20 protein-coding genes are annotated in these 22917 nt (G+C 30.6%); 12 read left to right on the top strand and 8 right to left on the bottom strand.

Annotated elements, in window-relative coordinates; all coding sequences use genetic code 11:
- Window positions 1-64 precede the first annotated feature (64 nt).
- Complete coding sequence (locus L3X37_RS12020) at window positions 65-1600, top strand: YifB family Mg chelatase-like AAA ATPase (protein ID WP_237240423.1); 1536 nt, start codon at window positions 65-67, stop codon at window positions 1598-1600.
- 262 nt (window positions 1601-1862) lie between these two features.
- Here the strand turns inward: L3X37_RS12020 and L3X37_RS12015 are convergent, their stop codons facing one another.
- The 4 genes from L3X37_RS12015 to prfB form a co-directional block, all read right to left on the bottom strand.
- Complete coding sequence (locus L3X37_RS12015) at window positions 1863-4313, bottom strand: TonB-dependent receptor (protein ID WP_237240422.1); 2451 nt, start codon at window positions 4311-4313, stop codon at window positions 1863-1865.
- A gap of 80 nt (window positions 4314-4393) precedes the next feature.
- A complete protein-coding gene (gene arsC / locus L3X37_RS12010; protein ID WP_237240421.1) occupies window positions 4394-4735 on the bottom strand; it encodes an arsenate reductase (glutaredoxin) in 342 nt (113 codons plus the stop codon).
- A complete protein-coding gene (locus L3X37_RS12005; protein WP_237240420.1) occupies window positions 4735-5352 on the bottom strand; it encodes an HAD family hydrolase in 618 nt (205 codons plus the stop codon). Before L3X37_RS12005 ends, arsC begins: the two co-directional genes overlap by 1 nt.
- Window positions 5349-6456, bottom strand: a protein-coding gene (gene prfB / locus L3X37_RS12000) for a peptide chain release factor 2 (protein ID WP_237240419.1) whose coding sequence is annotated in 2 segments (ribosomal slippage) — window positions 5349-6392 and window positions 6394-6456 — 1107 coding nt in all. Because the reading frame shifts where the segments join, the coding sequence is not laid out codon by codon here. The genes L3X37_RS12005 and prfB overlap by 4 nt, the downstream gene beginning before the upstream one ends.
- A gap of 266 nt (window positions 6457-6722) precedes the next feature.
- On the opposite strand from prfB, the gene L3X37_RS11995 reads away from it, so the two are divergent.
- From L3X37_RS11995 to L3X37_RS11980, 4 genes are read left to right on the top strand one after another with little or no spacing between them, the layout of a single operon-like run.
- Window positions 6723-7730 (top strand): glycosyltransferase family 2 protein, encoded by a 1008-nt coding sequence (locus L3X37_RS11995; protein WP_237240418.1) that lies wholly within the window; start codon window positions 6723-6725, stop codon window positions 7728-7730.
- Window positions 7731-7751: 21 nt separating this feature from the next.
- Window positions 7752-8720, top strand: a complete 969-nt coding sequence (locus tag L3X37_RS11990) for an ATP-grasp domain-containing protein (RefSeq protein WP_237240417.1) — start codon at window positions 7752-7754, stop codon at window positions 8718-8720.
- Window positions 8710-9375, top strand: coding sequence for an HAD family hydrolase (locus tag L3X37_RS11985; RefSeq protein WP_237240416.1), 666 nt, complete (start codon window positions 8710-8712; stop codon window positions 9373-9375). Before L3X37_RS11990 ends, L3X37_RS11985 begins: the two co-directional genes overlap by 11 nt.
- Before the next feature lie 18 nt (window positions 9376-9393).
- Entirely contained in the window at window positions 9394-10056 is a 663-nt protein-coding gene (locus L3X37_RS11980; RefSeq protein ID WP_237240415.1) for a DUF8692 domain-containing protein, read from the top strand.
- Here L3X37_RS11980 and L3X37_RS11975 read toward each other — a convergent pair.
- The gene (locus L3X37_RS11975) at window positions 10051-10761 is read right to left on the bottom strand and encodes a hypothetical protein (RefSeq protein WP_237240414.1); all 711 of its coding nucleotides are present in this window, start codon (window positions 10759-10761) and stop codon (window positions 10051-10053) included. The genes L3X37_RS11980 and L3X37_RS11975 overlap by 6 nt on opposite strands.
- A gap of 221 nt (window positions 10762-10982) precedes the next feature.
- On the opposite strand from L3X37_RS11975, the gene L3X37_RS11970 reads away from it, so the two are divergent.
- The 3 genes from L3X37_RS11970 to L3X37_RS11960 all read left to right on the top strand — a co-directional run bounded on the left by L3X37_RS11970 (window position 10983) and on the right by L3X37_RS11960 (window position 14043).
- A complete protein-coding gene (locus tag L3X37_RS11970; protein WP_237240413.1) occupies window positions 10983-12017 on the top strand; it encodes a glycosyltransferase family 2 protein in 1035 nt (344 codons plus the stop codon).
- Window positions 12018-12064: 47 nt separating this feature from the next.
- Window positions 12065-13087 carry a glycosyltransferase gene (locus L3X37_RS11965; protein WP_237240412.1) on the top strand — a complete coding sequence of 341 codons (1023 nt, stop codon included), beginning with the start codon at window positions 12065-12067 and terminating at the stop codon, window positions 13085-13087.
- A gap of 62 nt (window positions 13088-13149) precedes the next feature.
- Entirely contained in the window at window positions 13150-14043 is an 894-nt protein-coding gene (locus L3X37_RS11960) for a beta-1,6-N-acetylglucosaminyltransferase (RefSeq protein ID WP_237240411.1), read from the top strand.
- Window positions 14044-14113: 70 nt separating this feature from the next.
- Here the strand turns inward: L3X37_RS11960 and L3X37_RS11955 are convergent, their stop codons facing one another.
- Window positions 14114-15238, bottom strand: a complete 1125-nt coding sequence (locus L3X37_RS11955; RefSeq protein WP_237240410.1) for a hypothetical protein — start codon at window positions 15236-15238, stop codon at window positions 14114-14116.
- Window positions 15239-15376: 138 nt separating this feature from the next.
- Here L3X37_RS11955 and L3X37_RS11950 point away from each other — a divergent pair, with 138 nt between their 5' ends.
- Window positions 15377-16402 carry a threonine aldolase family protein gene (locus L3X37_RS11950; RefSeq protein ID WP_237240409.1) on the top strand — a complete coding sequence of 342 codons (1026 nt, stop codon included), beginning with the start codon at window positions 15377-15379 and terminating at the stop codon, window positions 16400-16402.
- Between the two features lie 114 nt (window positions 16403-16516).
- On the opposite strand, the gene L3X37_RS11945 is transcribed toward L3X37_RS11950, so the two are convergent.
- Window positions 16517-16840 carry a YbaB/EbfC family nucleoid-associated protein gene (locus tag L3X37_RS11945; RefSeq protein WP_237240408.1) on the bottom strand — a complete coding sequence of 108 codons (324 nt, stop codon included), beginning with the start codon at window positions 16838-16840 and terminating at the stop codon, window positions 16517-16519.
- Window positions 16841-17055: 215 nt separating this feature from the next.
- Between L3X37_RS11945 and L3X37_RS11940 the strand changes: the two genes are divergently transcribed.
- From L3X37_RS11940 to capB, 3 genes are all read left to right on the top strand, one after another.
- Window positions 17056-19116 carry a S9 family peptidase gene (locus tag L3X37_RS11940; RefSeq protein WP_237240407.1) on the top strand — a complete coding sequence of 687 codons (2061 nt, stop codon included), beginning with the start codon at window positions 17056-17058 and terminating at the stop codon, window positions 19114-19116.
- A 79-nt stretch (window positions 19117-19195) separates the two neighbouring features.
- Window positions 19196-20236 (top strand): cysteate synthase, encoded by a 1041-nt coding sequence (capA, locus tag L3X37_RS11935; protein ID WP_237240406.1) that lies wholly within the window; start codon window positions 19196-19198, stop codon window positions 20234-20236.
- A gap of 161 nt (window positions 20237-20397) precedes the next feature.
- Window positions 20398-21657: a cysteate-C-fatty acyltransferase gene (gene capB / locus L3X37_RS11930; protein WP_237240405.1), complete on the top strand. Its 1260-nt coding sequence runs from the start codon at window positions 20398-20400 to the stop codon at window positions 21655-21657.
- Window positions 21658-21775: 118 nt separating this feature from the next.
- On the opposite strand, the gene L3X37_RS11925 is transcribed toward capB, so the two are convergent.
- Window positions 21776-22894, bottom strand: a complete 1119-nt coding sequence (locus tag L3X37_RS11925; RefSeq protein ID WP_237240404.1) for a GNAT family N-acetyltransferase — start codon at window positions 22892-22894, stop codon at window positions 21776-21778.
- Window positions 22895-22917: the final 23 nt, after the last annotated feature.

Genomic DNA, 22917 nt, shown 5'->3' with positions numbered 1-22917 from the left:
AATAAGAAAATCGATTATAACACTTAAAAATACTTTTCTTACATTTAAGCAGTAAATAAAGAATATGCTTAAAAAAGTTTATGGAAGTGCCGTTTTTGGTGTTGAAGCAACAACGATTGCGGTTGAGGTAAATGTAGATAAAGGTGTCGGTTATCATCTTGTTGGATTGCCTGATAATGCTATAAAAGAAAGTAATTATAGAATTGCTGCTGCGCTTCAAAACAACGGTTATAGAATCCCGGGCAAAAAGATTATTATTAATATGTCGCCTGCCGATTTAAGAAAGGAGGGAAGTGCGTACGATTTAACTTTAGCTATTGGAATTCTGGCTTCTACATCTCAAATTAAAGCCAAAGATTTAGAGCGTTATTTAATTATGGGTGAGCTTTCGCTTGACGGCAGTTTACAACCCATAAAAGGCGCTTTACCTATTGCTGTTAAAGCTAGAGAAGAAGGGTTTAAAGGCTTTATTCTTCCAAGTCAGAATGCTAAAGAAGCTGCTATTGTTGATGGTTTAGAAGTTTATGGCGTTGATAATATTAAGCAGGTTATTAATTATTTTGATAAAGAAGAAGCGCTCGAGCAAACCATAATAGACACGCGAAAAGAGTTTTATAAAAACCTAGAGTTTCCAGAGTTTGATTTTTCAGATGTAAAAGGTCAGGAATCTATAAAGCGTTGTATGGAAATTGCAGCCGCTGGTGGTCATAACATTATTTTAATTGGTCCACCGGGAGCCGGAAAAACCATGTTAGCAAAACGATTGCCAAGTATTTTACCACCAATGACTTTACATGAAGCTTTAGAGACTACTAAGATACATTCGGTAGTAGGTAGAGTTAAAGATTCTGGGTTAATGGCACAACGTCCGTTTCGTAGTCCACATCACACCATATCAAATGTTGCGCTTGTTGGTGGGGGTAGTTTTCCGCAACCTGGAGAGATTTCTTTATCACACAATGGCGTTTTGTTTTTAGATGAATTGCCAGAATTTAAGCGCGACGTTTTAGAAGTTTTGCGTCAACCGTTGGAGGATAGAGAAGTCACTATTTCACGTGCTAAATTTACAGTAACTTACCCCTCATCGTTTATGTTGGTGGCGAGTATGAATCCAAGTCCGGGTGGTTATTTTAACGATCCTGATGCGCCAGTAACCTCAAGTCCTGCAGAAATGCAGCGATATTTAAGTAAGATTTCTGGTCCGTTGTTAGATAGGATTGATATACACATTGAAGTTACTCCAGTGCCTTTTGAAAAACTAAGTGATGATAGAAAAGGCGAAACCTCAGTTGATATTAGAAAACGTGTTACACAAGCCAGAGTAATTCAAACCAATCGTTTTAAGGATTCTGATAGTGTGCATTACAACGCACAAATGAATACCAAGCAAATACGTAAGCATTGTGTTTTAGATGACGCTTCAAAACAACTACTAAAAACAGCCATGGAACGTTTAAACTTATCGGCACGTGCTTACGATAGGATTTTGAAAGTGTCGCGTACTATTGCTGATTTAGAAGGTGTTGATGAGGTTAATGGTTCGCATATTAGTGAAGCAATACAATATAGGAGTTTGGATAGAGAAGGTTGGTTGGGGTAGGTATATTTTCTAATAAACACAGATGGATAGCTATGCAATAATTCAATTAGCAAGACCACTAGTACCAGAAAATAAATCAATATAAACCTTATACTATGTTCCATTGATATATTTCGAGGAGTTAATTTTTAACATTTTTATACCATTAAATTAGAGCGTTTTAATAATTATTGCGGACATACAAAATAATTTTGTCATGTATGCAATTCTGAGCGGCTTGGAAAAACTTTTCAAGAAGCCTAATCTTTTATATACTAAATAATTATCCTTCAAAATCGAAATCACCGTTACCACGCTTTCCACGTTGTGTTTTCTTTTTCTGATTAAATCTATAAGTGAACGATAAGTTGTAGTTTCTTACACCTCTAAATCGTATTTCTCTGGTGCTAAAGAAAGTTTCAGAATCTACATCACCTTGAAATCTATTACTATTTAGAACATCATTTATATTAAAGGCAATTGATGCTTTTTCTTTAAATAAGTCTTTACTAAGAGCCATTCTTGATGAAAAATTACCTCTTCTTTTATTTTGAGCGTCTTCTCTAGGTCCTCTATATCTTAGGCTTGTTTGCCAATCAATATCACCTGGCAAAGTGTATTTATTATTTATGCGCATAGACCAAGTTATGTTATTAGCATCTAAATTTATTCCATTAAATTCACCTTTGGTAATAGATTTAAAAAAATTAAAATCACTATTAATACGCCACTTTTTAGAAGGGGCGTAGTTTAAGTTGAATTCAAAACCATACCTATCATTTGTACCTACATTAACTGGTGTTCTTTGAATTACAGGAAGTGTTTCTCCATTAATAATAACTGTATTTCCAGTATCAATACTTACCCATTCATCTTCTTGTATAGTATGTTGATAGTACATAGAAGAACTTAAGGTAAACTTGCCAAAACGCTTTAAATAGCCTAAATCGAAATTGCTTGAATAACTAGGGTCTAAATCTGGATTACCTTGGAATATATTGGTGAGACTAGATCTAGAAGGAAAAGGGTTTAAATAAAACCCACGAGGTCTGCTAAGTCTTCTGTTATATCCTAAGGTAACGTTTTCTGTATCACTTATTTCATAATTTAAATTTACTGTTGGGAATAAACCAGTGAAGTTTTTCTTTTCAAAATCTCCAGATGTTGGTTGATCTATAGTAATTTGAGTATTTTCTAGACGGAGTCCTAGTAAATATGAAAACTTATTTATTTTACTTCCATACTGACTATAAACAGAATTTAAATACATTTTGAAATTAAATAAGTTTGATAGGTTTGTATCCAGTTCAAAATTATCTAAATTTTGATTAAAAATTTCAACTGAATAGTCGGTAGTAGTATCGCTGTAATCTCCTCTGAAACCAAATTCAAATTGTTGGTTTTCTCCTATAGGTAAAACATAATCAGTTTGTATTAAAATTTTTGATTCTTCTTCTGGAGTAAAAGCTATTTCGGTGTCTATACCATCTTGATTTACAAATTCGCTTCTATTTTGATCTGTATCTTCATACTGAAAATCAAAAGATAATTTATGCCCAGAAGTTTTAAAGTTTTTTGTATAATTTAAAGCATATTGAATAGTTTTGTTTTCAGTTAGCTCTGGTTTTTCTCTAATAGTTTGACCTGTTAAATCAAAGTTAGAATCGTATTGAGTAAGCACATTAACGGACTCGTTATCTCCACTTCTGTCACTATACACTAATGATGTGGTAATAGAAGATGTTTCGTTAACATACCATTCTAAACCTATATTACTTGTTATACCGTTTCCTCTACTAAGCCAATTATTTTTTTCATCCAGAAAGTTTCCTGTGTTTTTGTATCTGGTGAAATTATAAGAATACCCCGGTGATTCTCTATAGTTATAGGATGTGGTATTAAAAAAGTTAATATCTCCAGTTCTGTAGTTTATATTTCCTGATATTCCAGCTGTATTTGGATAGCCGCCGTTTGCCGTAATTGCACCGTTTAACCCTTGTAATTTACTACGGCGTAGAATTATGTTTAAAATACCAGCCGTTCCTTCTGCTTCATAACGAGCAGACGGAGACGTAATTACTTCTACCTTTTCAATGGACTCGGCAGGTAATTGCTTCAACACATCTGTTGTGTTTAACCCAACTAAACCAGAGGGCTTTCCATTAATTAGAATACGAACATTATCATTACCCCTTAGTGCTATATTACCTTCAACATCGACAGAAACTGAAGGAACATTATCTAAAACATCACTTACAGTTCCACCGCTAACGGTTAAATCTTTACCTACATTATATATTTTTTTATCTAGTTTAATTTCAACGGTAGTGCGTTCTGCTATAACTTCAATTTCTGCTAAAGACTCAGCATCAATTTCTAAGGAGAATAATCCTATATTTTCATTAACAGTTACTTTTTTGTTTAGTATTCTTTGAGTTTTAAAAGCAATGTATTCAATAGATATATCGTAAATTCCAGTTTTTACGAGAATACTAAAAACTCCATTTATATCGGTTATACCTCCAGTAACAATTTTGTTTTCTTTTTTACTAAAAAAAGCAATAGTTGCATATTCTAAAGGCTTTTGAGTTTCTTTGTCAATTACTTTTCCTGTTATTATGACTTCTTTAATTATTATATTATTAATTGTAGAAGCTTCTGGCTTTTTAGGCTGTGAATTACCATTTGCGATGCAAAAAGTTAAAGAGAGAGCAAAAATAAAAAATTTGTTCATGGTTAGGTTTACCGTTTTAGACAATAAAAATAACCCATGGTTTAAGAGAAGTGGTTAAATGTTTGTTAAAAGATTATCCTCTAAATAATATCTAAAATTAGTTCAGGAGGTCTGCCAATTACAGCTTTATTGCCATTTACTATAATGGGGCGCTCAATAAGCTTAGGGTTTTCTACCATTGCATTAATAATTTCTGTATCTGTTAAGGTCTTATTCTTATAATTTTCTTTCCAGATGACTTCATTTTTCCTAACTAAATCAATTGGTTTTATTTTTAAAATTGTTATTATATCTTTTAGTGCTTTCGCGGAAAGCATATTCTCTAAATATTTAATAATTTCGAATTCTTTACCAGAGTTCTCTAATATTTTTAACCCGAAACGCGATTTACTGCAACGGTTATTGTGGTATATTTTTATCATTATAAATTAATATTAAAGGTTTTTAATTGTTGAAAAAGTTTATTGGGTGAATTAAAATGAATTCCGTTTATACCCAAATTATTGGCAGCTTCAACATTTCTAAGATTATCGTCAATAAAAATAGCATGTTCTGCCTTTATATTGAAACGATTTAAGGTTAAATGATATATTTCATCAAAAGGTTTTCTAGTTTTTTCTTCACCTGAAACTAAAATACCTTGAAACCATTGTAAAAACTCAAAACGCTCCAAAGCAATTGGAAAAGTTTCTGCACTCCAATTGGTAAGTGCAACCACTTTGTATTGTTTTGAATCTATTAATTTTTTAAGAATATCAACAGTGCCAGAAATAGGATCTCCCAACATATCTATCCAACGCCCGTAAAACATTTCAATTTCTTTTTCCCATTCAGGAAACATTGCAATACGCTCTTTAGTAGCCTTTGCCATTGGGTAACCTGCATCTTGGTTTTCGTTCCAATCATTCGTGCAAATATTATCGAAAAACCATTGCATTTTATCTCGATCTCCATTAAACACATCTAAATAAACATATTCAGGATTCCAATCAATTAAAACACCACCAAGGTCGAAAATTATAGCATCTATCTTATTCATAATTGATTATCTTCTTCTTTTTGCCCCATCATCATTAAATATGCTTTTAAAAAGGGTTCAATATTCCCATCCATAACAGCATCTACGTTACCAGTTTCATGGGTTGTTCTTACATCTTTCACTAGCTTATAAGGATGCATTACATAATTACGAATTTGACTTCCCCATTCAATTTTCATTTTACTGGCTTCAATATCGTCACGTTGCGAGAGTTGTTTTTGCAATTCGATTTCATACAATTGAGATTTTAACATTTGCATAGCACGGGCTCGATTATCGTGTTGCGATCGTGTTTCAGAACAAGATATTTGTATGCCTGTAGGTTTATGCGTTAGCTGTACTTTGGTTTCAACTTTATTAACATTTTGTCCGCCGGCACCACTTGAACGGGCTGTTACTATTTCAATATCTGCAGGGTTTATGTCTATTTCAATAGTGTCATCAACTAAAGGGTAAACATAAACCGAAGCAAAACTAGTATGGCGTTTTGCGTTACTATCAAATGGGGAGATTCGCACTAACCGGTGTACACCGTTTTCACCTTTTAACCAACCAAAAGCAAAGTCGCCTTCAATCTCTAAGGTTACCGTTTTTATACCTGCAACATCACCTTCTTGAAAGTTAAGTTCTTTAACTTTAAATCCACTTTTTTCTGCATACATGAGATACATACGCATAAGCATACTTGCCCAATCGCAACTTTCCGTTCCGCCTGCGCCTGCAGTTATTTGTAATACAGCACTTAAGCTATCGCCTTCTTCAGAAAGCATGTTTTTAAACTCAATGTCTTCTAATAGTGCAGCGGCTTTATCAAAACGTGCTTGAACTTGTTCTGCAGTGGCTTCACCTTCTTTGTAAAACTCGTAAAGTACTTCTAAATCTTCAACAAGTGTTTTGGCTTTATTGTAGTCTTCTACCCATTTTTTCTTTACTCGAATCGATTTCATGACCACTTCAGCAGCTTTAGAATCGCTCCAAAAATCAGGGTCAAAAGTTTGTTCTTCTTCGTTTTGTATTTCTATTAGTTTGGCATCAACGTCAAAGATAGTGCCTTAATTTATCAAGGCGTGTGTTAAGATCTTTAATTTGATCGGAAGTAATCATAGTAATTTTATTTTGAACAAAAATAGAATTAATAAATCTATATAAAAACACAAATTTTAGTTAATGGGAAAATTCTACATTTCAACGGATATTTTTATAGAACTAATAATTAATAAATTATATTTGATTGCTATTAACTTATTAGACCAACCAATAAATTTTCAAAAGCTTTCATTTTCGTTTATAAAAAATTTGAATATATAAAAGTATATATTGCTTTTAATACCGAGAGTATTAGTTACTAGGTCTTAAAAAAAAAACATCTATTGAAGTTAAGTATTATAATTCCTGTATATAATGTAGAATTATATATTTCTGGTTGTATTCAAAGTCTTTTAAATCAAGGCTTAAGCACTTCTGATTACGAAATTATTGTAGTTAATGATGGATCAAAAGATAAAAGCATTGAGATAGTTAAGCAGTTTCAATTAGATAATAACAATATATTTATTTATAACAAGGAAAATGGTGGTGTTGGTAGTGCTAGGAATTATGGTCTTAATTTAGCTAAAGGCAATTATATTTATTTTATAGATCCAGATGATTACTTAGCTAATAACACTTTAAAACCAATTTTAGATTGTGCTAAAACAAATAATTTGCAAGTACTAACTTTTATATCAAAAGGAACTACAGCTACAAATTTGCATGACTCTGTTACAGATATTAGTAAGGCTTTTAGTATTACTAAATTAAGTGGAATCGATTATATTGGTATAAATAGCTATAAAAATGAAGTTTGGTGGTACATTATTAAAAAAGACTTTTTAGAAGAAATAAGTTTAAGATTTATTGAAGGTAGATGGATGGAGGATGCTGTTTTTACTGCTAATTTACTGCTAAATGCAAATAATGTTGCACATTTACCTATTGATACTCATAGGCATGTAAGAGTAGCTGGTTCAGCAATGACAAGCAAAGAACCGAGTCATTATTTAAAAGTTATTTATGATAATGCTAATGCAGCGGAACTATTTATGCCACTTATTAAGTCAATTAAAAAAAATAAAGATTGTATTGAACGCCTAAAAACACGGCAACAATCGTTTGTTTTCTTCTTGATGATAAGGATGTTAAAATCAACTATTAAGTTAAAAGAAGCTAGAAAAATAATTGAGCGTATGCAGGCTGTAAACGCATATCCTTTAAACTCTTTTCTTGGAAACGATTATAATGGTTTTACTTACTCATTATTGGTAAAATTGTTTAACATTAAAAACTTGTATTATTTAATATTTTTAATTTCAAATCCTATATTGAAATCAAAAAAATAAAATAGAGATTATAGAATTTATATGAATAATATTTTAATTACATCTGGAGGTAGAAGAGTTTCGTTGGTGAAGGCATTTATGAAAGAATTGAAAGTTTTTTTTCCATCCGCTAAAGTATTTGTAGCAGATTTTAATCCAAAACTATCACCAGCATCTCAAATTGCAGATGAGTGTATAGAAGTATGTAAAGTAACCGATAAAAATTATTCAGATTGTTTACTAAAAGCTTGTGTTGATAATAATATAAAGATAGTTATACCTACAATAGATACTGAGTTATTAATATTATCGCAAAACAAAAAAAAGTTTTTAAAACATAATATTACTATAGTTATATCAGATGAAAATTTGGTAAAAGTGTGTGTTGATAAAATAAACACGCATACTTTATTTAAAAAATTAGATGTTAAAGTAGCTAAGGAATATTCAAAAGATAATTATAAGCTCCCCATTTATATTAAACCAATAAATGGTAGTGGTAGTAAAAGCAATTTTATTATAAAAAAGAAATCTCAAATCTCTAAGTATTTGCTGAAAAAGAAATCTCTTAAATTTTTTGAATATTTTGACCTAAAACTATATGATGAGTATACATGCGATTTATATTATGATGTAACTAATAATTTAAAATGTGCTATACCTAGAAAACGCATAGAAATTCGAGCTGGTGAAGTGAGTAAAGGTGTCACAAAAAGAAACGTATTGAAAACTTTTATTGACAATAAATTTTCTTTTCTAGAGGGAGCAATCGGATGCATAACCGTTCAGTTTTTTTTACATAAAGAAACCAATGATATTATTGGAATAGAAATTAACCCAAGATTTGGTGGTGGTTTTCCATTATCTTATTTAGCAGGCGGAAACTACCCAAAATGGATTATTCAAGAATATATTTTGAATGAGAAACTAAACTATTTTGATAATTGGGAAAACAACCTATTAATGCTAAGGTATGATGATGAGATTTTAATAAAAAATCATGAAGAATAGTACTGTTGTTGTTTTTGATTTAGATGATACACTTTACAATGAAATAGATTTTTTAAAATCTGCTTACAAAGAGATTTCCTTAAAAATAGGTAAAGTAGTTTCTGTAGAATCAACAGTTATTTATAATCAAATGCTCGCATGTTTTTATAATAAAGAGAATGTGTTTGAAGATCTAATTAATAGACATAATTTGTCAATTAGCATCAACGAGTTACTTGATATTTATAGAAATCATAATCCAAAGTTAGAATTATCGAAAGACAGAGTAGAGGTACTAAATGAATTAAAGTGTAGAGGTATAGCGCTAGGACTTTTAACTGATGGTAGAAGTCAACAACAAAGAAGTAAAATTGAAGCTTTAAAACTTAGCACTTGGATTTCAGAAATACTTATTTCAGGAGAATTTGGTAGTGAAAAGCCTAACGCTAATAATTATAAGCATTTTGAAAACTTATTCGGAAAAGCAAAATACTATTATATTGGAGATAATGTTAAAAAAGATTTTATAACGCCAAACAAACTAGGTTGGGTTACTATTTGTTTAAAGGATAGTGGCTTAAACATTCATAAGCAGGATATTTCTTTAATCGACAAAAAATATTTAGCAAAATATACTATAAATAAATTATCAAAAATATTAAATATTGTTAGTTAGTAATATTAAATGTGTAAAATGAAATTAAATCAAGTTTTAAGTAAGGCTTTTATTTTTTTAAAAAAAAATAAAGCGTTAGTTACCTTATTGATTCTTGTAGATTTTGTTTTTATCTTAATGCACTGTTTCCTTTTGTGGAATATTATAGATTATAATCTTAACTTTTCAATTGAAAAAGATTTAGGATATGCAGAGTTTTATCAGTACTTAAAAGAATTTGGAATTCTCTCACTGCTTCTTTACTTGTTTTATAAACAAAAACAACTTATATATTTAGTATGGGCTATAATATTTTTATACTTATTATTGGATGACTCTTTAAGTATTCATGAAAATTATGGTTTTTATTTAGCAGATTATTTAAATATTCAACCAAAATTTAATTTGCGTCCAGAAGATTTTGGAGAGCTATTATTTTTTGCTTTTTTTGCTTTTCTTTTTTTTATATCGATTGTATTTGCATTTTTAAAAGCAGATTTAAAGGGAAAACTAATAACCAAAAAACTTTTTTTATTGTTCTTAATACTAGCATTTTTTGGAATCTGTATAGATCTATTTCATATAGTTATACCTTATGGTAAAAATCAACTAGCTCTTATAGAAGATGGAGGGGAAATGGTAGTTATGAGTTTTATTTTTGTGTATGTTTTTAGTTTTTATTATTCCGAAAAAGTATTATGACTTTATAATATTTTTATCATGCTTTAACAACGTTCTAAAATTTAACCATAAATATAAAAAAGAACTCCCAGCTATTAATAATTCAATGAATTCTGAGGTTTTTACAATAGCAAAATCATACCTCACACTTATAGATACTCTATCTTGAATATAATCAACCACTGCATGACAAAAAATAATTAAAAACCAAGATATAAGTACAGGAGGAGCACTTATCTTTTTGAACTTGTTAAAAAAACCTAGCAAAACTCCAAAGACACCTCCTGCACCGTAAAACATCCGAAGAAATTCAGAATGCCCTTGCATCCCATTGAGGTTATGGAGGGTAGTTTCCTGTTGACCATTTATTTTTGACCATTCGCGAGGGGTTTCAAAATGAAAAAACCATTGACCCCATGAAATTTCTTCCATAGCAATTAGAATCAAAAAAAGAGAAAAGACTATATAAAAAAGTTTGGCATATTTTTCTAAAGGTAAATTAATATTTCTTATTGTATATATTCCAAAAACACCACTAATCAAGAAAATAATAAATGTAAGTAATTCAATTGGAGAGTTTTCTTCAAGAAGCCAAAACCCGAAATTTTCCGTTGATCTAAAAATAAAAAAAGAACCCATTATAAGCGTTAAGATAAAGGGAGTAATAAAAATAATCAGTGTTATTTTTTTAGAAATTATGTAATGATTAGTAAATAAATTCTCCATATACTCTTTGAATTATATTTAAAAACAGTAATTATACTTTTTTATCTGTATCATAAATTAAGCGAATAATTTTTTGTTTAATTTTTTTGTAATATTTAAAGCTATTAAAATAGTCATAATATTGTATTTAACTAAACTTTTGAAGCATAAATAAGCTTTTAATCTATTAATTGTTTCTTAACTAACTGTTCTTGTTATTTTAGTAATTATAATTTTCATATATGAAATTAAGTATAGTAGTCCCATTTTATAATGCTGAGTCACATATAGAAAGATGTCTATATAGTTTAGTTAATCAGAACATAAATAGTAATGATTATGAAATATTATTGATAGATGATGGTTCTATTGATAATGGAAAAGTTGTTGTCGAATCGTTTATAAAAAAGCACTCTAATATAAAACTTTATAGTCAATCTAATATTGGTTTGGGAGCTACAAGAAACAAAGGGATAAAATTGGCAACAGGAGATTACATTTATTTTATTGATGCCGATGATTATCTGGCTTTTAATACATTAGATATCATCTTAAAGCATGCTGAAGAGTTTCATTTGGAATTGTTAGGATTTAATACAATTGCTACCAAAAAAAAAGATTTTTTTATTTCTAAAACGATTAAAAACAATTATAAAGCTTATGTTTTAAGTGGTGTAGATTTTTTAGTCGAATATAAATACCATAGACTTGAGGCATGGTGGTATATAATTAAACGAGATTATTTGCTAAAAACAGGGTTTGAATTTGAAGAAGGAAAATTTATGGAGGACGCTATTTTTACTTTCAATATTTTTTTAAAAGCAAAACGCTCTATGTTTTTACCAATAGATGCACATAGGTATGTTACGACTGAAAATTCCATCATGAATAATAATAAACAAGAACACTTATTAAAGGTTATAGAAGATTATATTAGTTTAGTTTTTAGGTTTAACTCCCTTTCTGTTGAAGTCACTAAAAATAATGTTGTAAATACATCGAATATTGTTGACAGTATAAATTATAAAAGTACGGTAAGCATTTACTTTATGTTTTTTAAGCTTATAAAATCTAAAAAGACAATTAAAGAAATAAATGAAATTCTCAAACAGTTTAAAAAGATAGATATGTACCCATTAAAAAACTTTATTGGAGAGCAATATTTTCATAAAAAGTTTAAGATTACAATATTTATTTTTAATCATAAATATATTTTCTATATATTATTATATCCACTTAGAATTCTTCACAAATTTAAGTTAATAAACCTTCTTTAGTAGATGATAATTCATTTTTACAAAAACTTATACTTATTTCACATACTATGAAGTTGAGCATTTTAATCCCAATGTACAATGCAGAATCTTTTATTGAAAGATGTTTAGCGAGTTTGATGAATCAAAATATTTCAAAGCAAGATTATGAAGTGCTAGTATTCAATGATGGGTCAAACGATACTAGTAAAAATAAAGTTGAAGAATTTATAAAAACACATGATAATGTCTTTTTGTATTCTCATAAAAATGAGGGCGTCATATCAACTAGGAATAAGTTATTAAAGCTAGCAAAAGGGGCTTACATTTATTTTATGGATGCTGATGATTACATTGCTTATAACTCTTTGAGTGACGTGCTTAAATTTGCAACGCAAAACGAGATAGACATTATGGGGTTTAATACTTTAGTAACTAAAAAAGCAGCTTTATTTAATTTAAATGAAACTTTTCAGGAAATGGAGCTACCAAAAATAATTTCTGGAGATCAGTTTCTTAAGGAAAATATAAACCTTCGAATAGAGATTTGGTGGTATTTAGTGCGTAAAGATTTCTTACATAAACATAAGCTAGCTTTTAGTGAAGGAGACTATGATGGTGACGTAGTTTTTACATTACGATTATTTTTATATGCCAAAAAGGTTGCTTATTCCCCTGTTGTCATCTATAGATATTTTCAATCTCCAGAATCTACTATGCGTAGCGAGAACAAAGTATATAAAAGAAAAATTGTACTATACTTTATGGCTTTAATTAATGACTTAAATAACTTAATAAAGGCATTAGATGGATTTCCTATTAAGCATAAGAAAGATATAGCTGATAATTTTAAATTTAGAAGAGATGCTTTTACTTTTTTCACTATAATCAAAATGATTAAAGCAGATTTTAGTATAAAAACAATTGAAGAAAAACTATTTGAGTTAGAAAAGATTGGAGCTTACCCTATAGATTCATTTGTAAGGGAAGAATATAAAAGTTTTAAATACAAGCTGTTAACCTATGCTTTAAATCATAAAACGTTATTATTTATTTTAGCGAAATTGCACAAAATTTATGCTAAACTAGGTTAAATACCTTAGCGTATAATCTTAGGAAAGATAGAAATTTTTTTACCAAATAACTCATTAATAGTATGAAGCAAGCGATATTAATTACAGCTTATAAAAATTTTGCACATTTGGTTGATATAATTGATTTTTTTGATGATAGCTTTTATATATACATACATATTGACAAGAAAAGCAAAATACCTCAAAAGATTTATAAAGAATTACAAACCAATGTGTATGTTAAGATGGTGTCACAAAAATTTGTTGTAAACTGGGGTGGTTTGAATCATTTAAAGAGTATTTTATTTTTAGGAGGAGCTGCATTAAAAAATAAGGACATACAATATTTTCATTTGATTAGCGGGCAAGATTTTCCAATAAAAAATATCATACAATTTAAAAAAATGATAGACGACTCTAAAGCAAAAGGGTTTTTAGAATATTTTGAAATTCCTACAAAAGGTTGGGGAAATGAAAACGGAGGATTAGACAGGGTAACTTATTATCATTTGTATGATGTCTTAAATGCAAAAAAGCATATAAAATGGATGTGGAAGTTTGTTAATCTCCAAAAGAAGTTACATGTAAAGAGGTCAATTACAAATAAAACCCCCAAGTTGTATGGAGGATCTACTTGGTGGAGTCTATCTAGAGGGGTATTACAATACGTTGTAGATTATACCAGTAAAAAACCGTACTTATTTAACAGGCTTAAATATACTTTTTGCCCTGAAGAAATATATTTTCAAACAGTTATAATCAATTCTGCATTTTCGAAACAAATCATTAACAATAATTTAAGGTATATAGATTGGAACCCTGATCGTGTTGGTAAACACAATCCTTCTCCTGCCATACTGAATCTCAGCGATTTTGAAAAAATTTCAACCTCCGATAAATTGTTTGCAAGAAAATTTGAAAAACCAACATCAGATATTTTAAAAGCAGCTGTACAAAAAAGTATAAACTGTAGGTAAAATAATTTATTATAAAATAAAAAGCCAGAGAAAACTTCTCTGGCTTTTTTAATAGTAATTTACTAAGTTATTATTTTTCACATACTACTGCGTGAGCAATTACATATATATCACCTGATAAATTTGGCGTTATAGTATATTGACCAGGAGCTACTGTATCTGATCCATTTTTAGTCGGATAAGGATCGTTTCCAGCATATGTATGTGTTTCACTTACAGTATAATCTTCATCTATATCATAAGTTACCGTAACATCTCCACTATCATATTTAACAGTGGCTGTACCTACCAATTCTCCTTTGTCAGTATCGCATTGGCCAGCGCCAGCGTATACATCATAGGTGTATTCGCCTTCAGAAAGAGGACCTATTGTCCAGCCCCATCTATTAAATCCATCTTCTAAAAAGCATGTAGAATCATCACCTTCGCCAGCATCTGTGTTTCCTTTAGCAAAAGCAGTATCACATTCATCTTCACACTCAAGATTGAAATTAAAATCGAATATCCATGAACGTTCACCAGCATCATTAAGCAACCAACCCCATGTGCTTAGGCCATAAGCAAGCGGATCTGAATCATCAAATAAACCTGCTCCAGGACCAACAATAACTCCTAGATGCGGCGTTGTATCATCATTTGGATCTGGTCTTTGTTCTACCCCAAACGTGCCTTCTTCTAAACAATCGCCTCCAGTTGCAGTAATAGTACTTTTTGATGAGTCAATTACATAATAATGTAAATCTTCTTTTACCACATTGGTACAATCATTTTCTTCATCCTTAAAATCACCTCCATCAGCACTGAAAGTAGTCCAATCCTTTTTATCTGTTAACCAAACATCTACTTCAATGACACAAGTTCCCATAACTGCAGAACCTTTTATGTTAGCTGTGCCATTGTCATACTCTAAGAAAGACATTTGATGAGCATCAGATGAAGTGAATAGTCCATTCGTCCAAGCAGTTGGCTGGTTAGGCCACCAAAAATTTGAAGTTAGATTTAAATCACAACGATCTAAATCTATTACTTTACATTCTTTTATAACTTTAGGCTCTTTTAGCTTTTTAGCTTCATTTTTATTTGAGCTAACACTTGTGCTTTCTAATACAGCATTTTCTGTTGTATCCAATTTTTCGGTCTGGCAAGACACAAAAAGAAGACACACCCCCAATAAAATTGAAATGTTTTTTTTCATAATTTGTATATTTTAGATTAATATCTATTTAACACGAAAATACTTGTAATTTATAGGCTTTTAAAAAAAACTAGTTAAGTGTGTTTTTTTATTCGCTAAATAGTTTAAATTCATATTATTAAAGATGAAATGCAAAAAATGACAATAGACCTAAGAAGCGACACCGTAACAAAACCATCAAAAGGCATGTTAGATGCCATGATGCAAGCTCAAGTTGGTGACGATGTATATAAAGAAGACCCGACAGTTAATGTTTTAGAAGAGCGCATTGCCACAATGTTTGAAAAAGAAAAAGCATTATTTTTCCCAACAGGTAGTATGGCAAATCAAGCCGCAATAAAACTACACACTAATCCAGGAGATCAAGTTATTTGCGATAAATATGCTCATATTTATAATTACGAAGGTGGAGGCGCATCATTTAATAGCGGTGTGTCTTGCAAATTAATAGATGGCAATGGCGGCATGTTTACAGCAGATCAAGTTTTAAAAGCTATAAATCCACCAGATTTTTATCATAGTCCGTTAACCTCTTTAGTAGAAATAGAAAACACAACCAATAAAGGTGGCGGCGCATGTTGGGACTTTAATGAGATTAAAAAAATCAGAGAAGTTTGTGATGAGCACAAACTAGGATTTCATTTAGATGGTGCGCGCTTATGGCATGCTTTAGTAGCAAAAAAAGAAACACCAAAACAATATGGCGAAGTATTCGATACTATTTCGGTATGTTTAAGTAAAGGTTTAGGCTGCCCAATCGGGTCGGTTTTAATTGGTGATGAAACTATTATGAGTAATGCCATTAGAATTAGAAAAATATTTGGTGGCGGTATGCGGCAAGTAGGTTATTTAGCTGCAGCAGGACTTTATGCTTTAGATAATAATATTGAAAGACTAAAAGAAGACCATAAAAAAGCCAAAGAAATAGGCGAGATTTTAAGCAAATTATCAATGGTAAAAACCGTTGAACCTATTGAAACTAATATTGTTATTTTTGAATTGAATCAAGATGTTGATGAAATTAATTTTATGCAGAAACTAGCTAACAAAAACATCAAAATTATAGGAATGGGTGGTGGCAAATTAAGAATGGTTACGCATTTAGATTATACAGATGATATGCATAACAATTTGCTTAATATAGTTCAAAAAATAAACATATAATTTAGTAATGCAGTTACAAAGCGCTTTTAAATGGTGCCTAATTAACTAAAGAATTTAGAAGATTATTTAGAATTAGATTGGTTGTGATTATAAAATATATTGTTTGCCTAAAACCTATTTAAACATATCCATCCCAGGAATATTAGGCATACCTTCTTTAGCAACGGCAGCTAATTCTGCTTCGTTTACGTTTGTAGCTTTTTCAATAGCTTTATTTAAAGTTAAAATAAGGTAATCCTCAAGTTGCTCTTTATCTTCAAGCAATTCATCTGCAATCTCAATAGATTTTATAGTTCGGTTTGCCGTTAATGTTATGCTTAACAATTCGTCGTTACTTTTTTCGTCAATTAAAACGGTATCTAAACGTTTTTTAGTGGCTTCAACTTTTTGCTGGGTTTCTTTAAGTTTTTCCATCATACCCATCATATCTCCAAACATAATTTTAAGTTTATTAATTAGGTTACAAAGCTATTTAATTTTTCTATTTCTCTTCTGTAAAATTTAATTTTGTATTAAAAAAGAACAAAATTTAATTTCACATTAGCAACCACTATGTTAGTTCAAAAATTTTTTCATTTAGTTTTTTGTCAATTTCTAAATGAAAAAAATCATGTACTTTTGAAGCCTTAATTTAAGAATAAATACATCTTCAATTGAAATCAGATATAAAAGCTCCAAGAGCTAAAAAGATACCAAAATCATTACAAATTCATAACGATACTCGAATTGATAATTATTATTGGTTAAATGATAAAGAAAACCCAGAAGTAATAGACTATTTGAATGCTGAAAATGCCTATACAAAGCATGTCATGCAGCATACAGAAGAGTTTCAAAAGAATTTGTTTGAAGAAATGAAAGGACGCATTAAAGAAGACGATACGAGCGTACCTTATAAACAAAACGGATATTGGTATTTAACCCGTTTTGAAAAAGGAAATGATTACCCCATTTATTCAAGGAAAAAGGAAAGTTTAGATGCTGTCGAAGAAATTTTGTTCGACTGTAACAAAATGGCTAAAGATTTTGCTTACTTTAATTTAGGAAGCATTGCTATTAGTCCAGATAATAAATTGGCAGCATTTTCAACCGATACAGTAAGTAGAAGACAATACACTATTCAAATTAAAAACTTAGAAACAGGTGAAATTTACTCCGATAAAGTTTTAAATACTACCGGAAGCGTTACTTGGGCAAACAATAATAAAACCTTATTTTATGCTATGAAAGATGAGGTTACATTGCGTTCTCATAAAATTCTTAAGCACAAACTACATACTGATACTACAGAAGATATTGAGGTTTATCATGAAACTGATGAAACGTTTAACACCTTTGTTTACAAATCAAAGTCTAAAAAGTATATTATTATTGGCTGTTCAAGTACGTTGAGTTCAGAATACCGAATTTTAAATGCCAATACACCTAATGGTGAGTTTAAAATATTTCAAAAAAGAATACCAGATTTAGAGTATAGTATTGCACATTATAATGATAGCTTTTATATTATTTCAAACGCTAATAAAGCCACTAATTTTAAACTATTAAAAACCAAAGAGACTTCAACTGAAAAAGAAAATTGGATAGATGTTATACCACACAGAAAAGATGTTCTACTAGAAGATATTGAGATTTTTAAAGATTATTTGGTAGTAAACGAACGCGAAAACGGATTGAATAGGCTACGCATAATAAAATGGGACAAAACAGAAGATTACTATTTGCCGTTTAATTCTGAAACTTACACTACTTTTATTGGTAATAACCCAGATTTTAACAGTTGCATCTTGCGTTATGGTTACAGTTCTTTAACATCTCCTAATGCTGTTATTGATTACAATTTACAAACTAAGCAAAGCGAAATAAAAAAAGAACAAGTTGTTTTAGGTGGTAAATTTAATAAAGCGAACTACCAGTCTAAACGTATTTGGGCAACTGCCAGAGATGGTGTAAAGATTCCAATATCCTTAGTTTATAAAAAAGGTATTTCGCTAAATGGAAAAAATCCATTGTTGCAATATGCCTATGGCTCTTATGGCTCTACTATCGATCCATCTTTTTCAACCATCAGATTAAGTTTGTTAGATAGAGGTTTTGTTTATGCTATTGCACACATTCGTGGGGGTGAATATTTAGGGCGAGATTGGTACGAAAACGGAAAGCTTTTAACCAAAAAAAACACGTTTACAGATTTTATTGACTGCTCTAAATATTTAATTGAAAAAAAATATACGTCACCACAGCATTTATATGCCTATGGCGGATCAGCAGGTGGTTTATTAATGGGAGCTATTATTAATATAAACCCAGAGTTATATCATGGAATTCTGGCTGCAGTTCCGTTTGTAGATGTTGTAACCACTATGCTTGATGATACTATTCCGCTAACCACAGGAGAATATGACGAATGGGGAAATCCTAATAAAGAAGAATATTATAATTACATAAAATCGTATTCACCCTATGACAATGTTGAATCAAAGGCATACCCAAATATGTTGGTTACTACAGGTTTACACGATTCTCAAGTACAGTATTGGGAACCAGCAAAATGGGTGGCGAAATTACGAGAATTAAAAACTGACAATAATAAATTATTGTTGTATATAGATATGGATTCAGGGCATGGTGGCGCATCTGGGCGGTTTGAAAGTTTAAAAGAAGTCGCTTTAGAGTATGCTTTTATATTAGATTTAGAAGGAATTATTGCATGATAAAAAAATTACTTATTTTTGCCCAGTTTTAAGTTACAAATATTTTTAGTAATATTACTGTAGCTTATAAAAAGCATTTATGAAACACAACAATCAGGTTTTTGATAATGTATTAGACTTAGTAGGCAATACACCGCTTATTAGACTTAATAAAATAACTTCAAAATTTAAAGGCAATTTTTTCGCTAAAGTAGAAGCCTTTAACCCAGGTCATTCTTCAAAAGATAGAATAGCGTTACATATTATAGAAGAAGCAGAAAGAAAAGGCATCCTTAATCCAGGAGACACTATTATTGAAACAACTTCTGGTAATACAGGTTTTAGTATTGCTATGGTTAGTATTATTAAAGGGTACGAGTGTGTTTTAGCTGTAAGCTCAAAATCATCTGCTGATAAAATTGATATGCTTAAAACCATGGGAGCTAAGGTTTATGTTTGTCCAGCGCATGTTAGTGCAGACGATTCTAGATCATACTACCAAGTTGCAAAACGTTTGCATGAAGAAATTAAAGGTTCAGTATATATTAATCAGTATTTTAATGATTTAAATATTGATGCACATTATCAATATACAGGTCCAGAAATCTGGAATCAAACTGAAGGTAAAATTACCCATTTAATAGCATGTAGTGGAACGGGAGGAACTATTTCTGGAACTGCTAAATATTTAAAAGAACAAAATCCAAACATTAAAGTAATTGGTGTAGATGCTTTTGGGTCGGTTATTAAAAAATATCACGAAACTAGAGAGTTTGACGAAAAAGAAATTTATCCATACAGAATTGAAGGTTTAGGTAAAAATTTAATACCTACTGCTACAGATTTTGATGCTATTGATAAGTTTGTAAAAGTTACAGATGAAGAAAGCGCACACACAGCTAGATTAATTGCAAAAACCGAAGGTTTATTTGTAGGATATACATCTGGAGCGGCCATGCAAGCAGTAATACAATTAGAAGAAGCTGGCGAGTTTAGTAAAAAAGATAATATTGTAATTATATTTCCAGATCACGGATCGCGTTACATGAGTAAGATTTATAGTGATAAATGGATGAACGATCAAGGCTTTTTTGATAGCATTAATGAAGCTGCTGCTAAAACTATTCAGTATATAAAATAAATCATTTAAAAGATATTTATAAAGAGTCTTATTTTTTTCTAAATAAGGCTCTTTTTTTGCTTTGCAAATAATTGAACCTTAAAAATTATGTACAAACAATATAAATATTTAATTTTGCGTCAACTAAACTAAAAAATTAATAGCATTAAGATTTTTATTAGATGAAGGATTTATTCGAAAAGATATATAAGGATAAGGGGCCATTAGGCAAATGGGCTTCTCAAGCTGAAGGGTATTTTGTATTTCCAAAATTAGAAGGAGAGATTTCTAATCGTATGAAGTTTCAAGGAAAAGATGTCATCACATGGAGTATTAATGATTATTTAGGTTTAGCAAACCACCCTGAAGTACGTAAAGTAGATGCTGAGGCTGCTGCTCAATACGGTTCGGCTTATCCAATGGGGGCCAGAATGATGTCTGGTCATACCGATTTACACGAAAAATTACAAAACGAATTAGCAGCATTTGTAAAAAAAGAAGCTGCCTATCTTTTAAATTTCGGGTATCAAGGCATGGTGTCTACAATTGATGCTTTGGTTTCTAAAAACGATATTATTGTATATGATGTTGATGCGCACGCCTGTATTATTGATGGTGTAAGATTGCACCACGGAAAGCGTTTTACCTACAAACATAACGATGTTGAAAGCTTAGAAAAAAACTTAGAGCGCGCTACAAAAATGGCAGAACAAACCGGAGGTGGTATTTTAGTTATTTCTGAAGGCGTGTTTGGAATGCGAGGAGAACAAGGTCGTTTAAAAGAAATTGTAGCTCTTAAAAAGAAATTTAATTTCAGACTTTTTGTTGATGATGCACACGGTTTCGGAACACTAGGAGCTACAGGAGCAGGGGCAGGAGAAGAGCAAGGTGTGCAAGATGATATTGATGTATATTTTGCAACATTTGCTAAATCTATGGCTAGTACAGGTGCTTTTATTGCAGCCGATCAAGAAATTATAGATTATTTAAAATATAATCTTCGTTCTCAAATGTTTGCTAAATCTCTACAAATGCAACTTGTTGTTGGCGCATTAAAGCGTTTAGATATGTTGCGTACAATGCCAGAGCTAAAACAAAACTTATGGACTATTGTTGATGCTTTACAATCTGGATTAAAAGCCCGTGGTTTTGATATTGGAACAACACAAAGTTGTGTTACACCTGTGTATCTAAAAGGAAGTATTCCTGAAGCTATGGCGCTTGTTAGAGACTTGCGCGAAAATTACGGAATATTCTGTTCTATAGTGGTTTATCCAGTGATACCTAAAGGATTAATTTTATTACGTATGATTCCTACTGCAACACATACTTTAAAAGATGTTGAAGAAACTTTAGATGCTTTTGATGCTATTAGAGATAGATTAGAAAACGGAACATACAAACGTTTATCGGCTGCGGTGTTAGCTGCGATGGGTGAGTAGTTGCTTTATAAAAATATTTAATTAAAAAATCCGATTTATCAAAATAAATCGGATTTTTGTTTTATAATAAAGTAGTCTAGATTCTTGTGTCTAAAAGCGTAGCGGTCTTTTATCTTTTTTAAATATCTTTTCTAAAAGTACAACGCCTTTTGTGAGTGACTGGTTTAAAGTTTTTCCAGAGTTTATGGATGGCCTCATTATCATCAAGTTCAGGTCCTCTAATACACATTTCAATACCTTTTTCTGTAAATGTTTTATGAAACTCATTAAATATAATAGCTGTAATCCCTTTGTTTTGGTATTCTGGTAAAACGCCAATCAAATAAAAAGTTACGGTTTTAGCATGTTTCTTTGCATGTAATAAATGCTTAATGCCAAAAGGGAATAGTTTGCCTTTCATTTTTTGTAAAGCCTCAGCATACGATGGTGTTACAATTCCAAAACCAATTAGCTTGTCATCTTTATCTAGTACAAATTTTACATACTCAGGGTTTAAAAATCCAATAAATTTCTTCTTGAAATATGCTTTCTGTTCATCATTTATTTCTACAAAGGAAGAAAGGGTAGCATGCGATTTTGAAAACACCTCAAACATTTCATCTGTATAAGGCATAATATCTTTATTCTTTGTGAAATTAAGTGCTTTTAGTTTATAACGCCTCTTAATTAAATCTTGAATTTTAGAAAAATATTCTGGAAGAATATTTTTAAATTCCATCTTATTCTCTGAGTAAGTTTTAGCGACAGCATAACCCAGTTTTTCAAAATGTGCAGCATAATAAGGGTGATTATGCCATGTAATCATGCTACCAATTTGATCGAAACCATGCGTTAACACACCAACTTTATCTAAATTAGAAAACCCAACAGGACCCTCAATAAAATCTAAATTATTAGCCTTTCCTATTTCGGCTGCCATTTCCAATAAGGCTTCAGTCACATTAACATCATCAATAACATCAAACCAGCCAAAACGCATTTTTTTCTGTTTTTGCTGATTGACTTCAATCCAATTAATAATACATGCAATTCTTCCAACAATTTCATTGTTTTTATAAGCTAAAAAAAAACGCGCATCTGCATCTTTAAAGGCAGGATTTACATTTTTATCTAAAGCTTTTACTTCTTCAGAAATGATAGGTGGTACCCAATATTTAGAATCTTTGTAGAGTTTAAATGGAAACTTCACAAAGGTCTTTAGTTCCTTTTTGGTGGTTACTTCTTTAAGTTCAATCATATAATAAATAATCGATTCGAGGT

The sequence above is a fragment of the Wocania arenilitoris genome, assembly GCF_021728535.1.
Lineage (GTDB): Bacteria > Bacteroidota > Bacteroidia > Flavobacteriales > Flavobacteriaceae > Wocania_A > Wocania_A arenilitoris.
The sequence above is the reverse complement of the archived record's forward strand: the minus strand, read 5'-3'. Positions and strand labels throughout refer to the sequence as shown.

Bases quoted from the DNA above. Each gene is read 5' to 3' on its own strand.
- L3X37_RS11945 (WP_237240408.1), bottom strand. From the start codon at position 16,840: ATGTTTGGAGATATGATGGGTATGATGGAAAAACTTAAAGAAACCCAG.
- L3X37_RS12020 (WP_237240423.1), top strand. From the start codon at position 65: ATGCTTAAAAAAGTTTATGGAAGTGCCGTTTTTGGTGTTGAAGCAACA.
- L3X37_RS11980 (WP_237240415.1), top strand. From the start codon at position 9,394: ATGAAATTAAATCAAGTTTTAAGTAAGGCTTTTATTTTTTTAAAAAAA.
- L3X37_RS11960 (WP_237240411.1), top strand. From the start codon at position 13,150: ATGAAGCAAGCGATATTAATTACAGCTTATAAAAATTTTGCACATTTG.
- L3X37_RS11965 (WP_237240412.1), top strand. From the start codon at position 12,065: ATGAAGTTGAGCATTTTAATCCCAATGTACAATGCAGAATCTTTTATT.
- capA (WP_237240406.1), top strand. From the start codon at position 19,196: ATGAAACACAACAATCAGGTTTTTGATAATGTATTAGACTTAGTAGGC.
- arsC (WP_237240421.1), bottom strand. From the start codon at position 4,735: ATGATAAAAATATACCACAATAACCGTTGCAGTAAATCGCGTTTCGGG.
- L3X37_RS11955 (WP_237240410.1), bottom strand. From the start codon at position 15,238: ATGAAAAAAAACATTTCAATTTTATTGGGGGTGTGTCTTCTTTTTGTG.
- L3X37_RS11950 (WP_237240409.1), top strand. From the start codon at position 15,377: ATGACAATAGACCTAAGAAGCGACACCGTAACAAAACCATCAAAAGGC.
- L3X37_RS11925 (WP_237240404.1), bottom strand. From the start codon at position 22,894: ATGATTGAACTTAAAGAAGTAACCACCAAAAAGGAACTAAAGACCTTT.
- L3X37_RS11990 (WP_237240417.1), top strand. From the start codon at position 7,752: ATGAATAATATTTTAATTACATCTGGAGGTAGAAGAGTTTCGTTGGTG.
- L3X37_RS12015 (WP_237240422.1), bottom strand. From the start codon at position 4,313: ATGAACAAATTTTTTATTTTTGCTCTCTCTTTAACTTTTTGCATCGCA.
- capB (WP_237240405.1), top strand. From the start codon at position 20,398: ATGAAGGATTTATTCGAAAAGATATATAAGGATAAGGGGCCATTAGGC.
- L3X37_RS12005 (WP_237240420.1), bottom strand. From the start codon at position 5,352: ATGAATAAGATAGATGCTATAATTTTCGACCTTGGTGGTGTTTTAATT.
- L3X37_RS11975 (WP_237240414.1), bottom strand. From the start codon at position 10,761: ATGGAGAATTTATTTACTAATCATTACATAATTTCTAAAAAAATAACA.
- L3X37_RS11985 (WP_237240416.1), top strand. From the start codon at position 8,710: ATGAAGAATAGTACTGTTGTTGTTTTTGATTTAGATGATACACTTTAC.
- L3X37_RS11970 (WP_237240413.1), top strand. From the start codon at position 10,983: ATGAAATTAAGTATAGTAGTCCCATTTTATAATGCTGAGTCACATATA.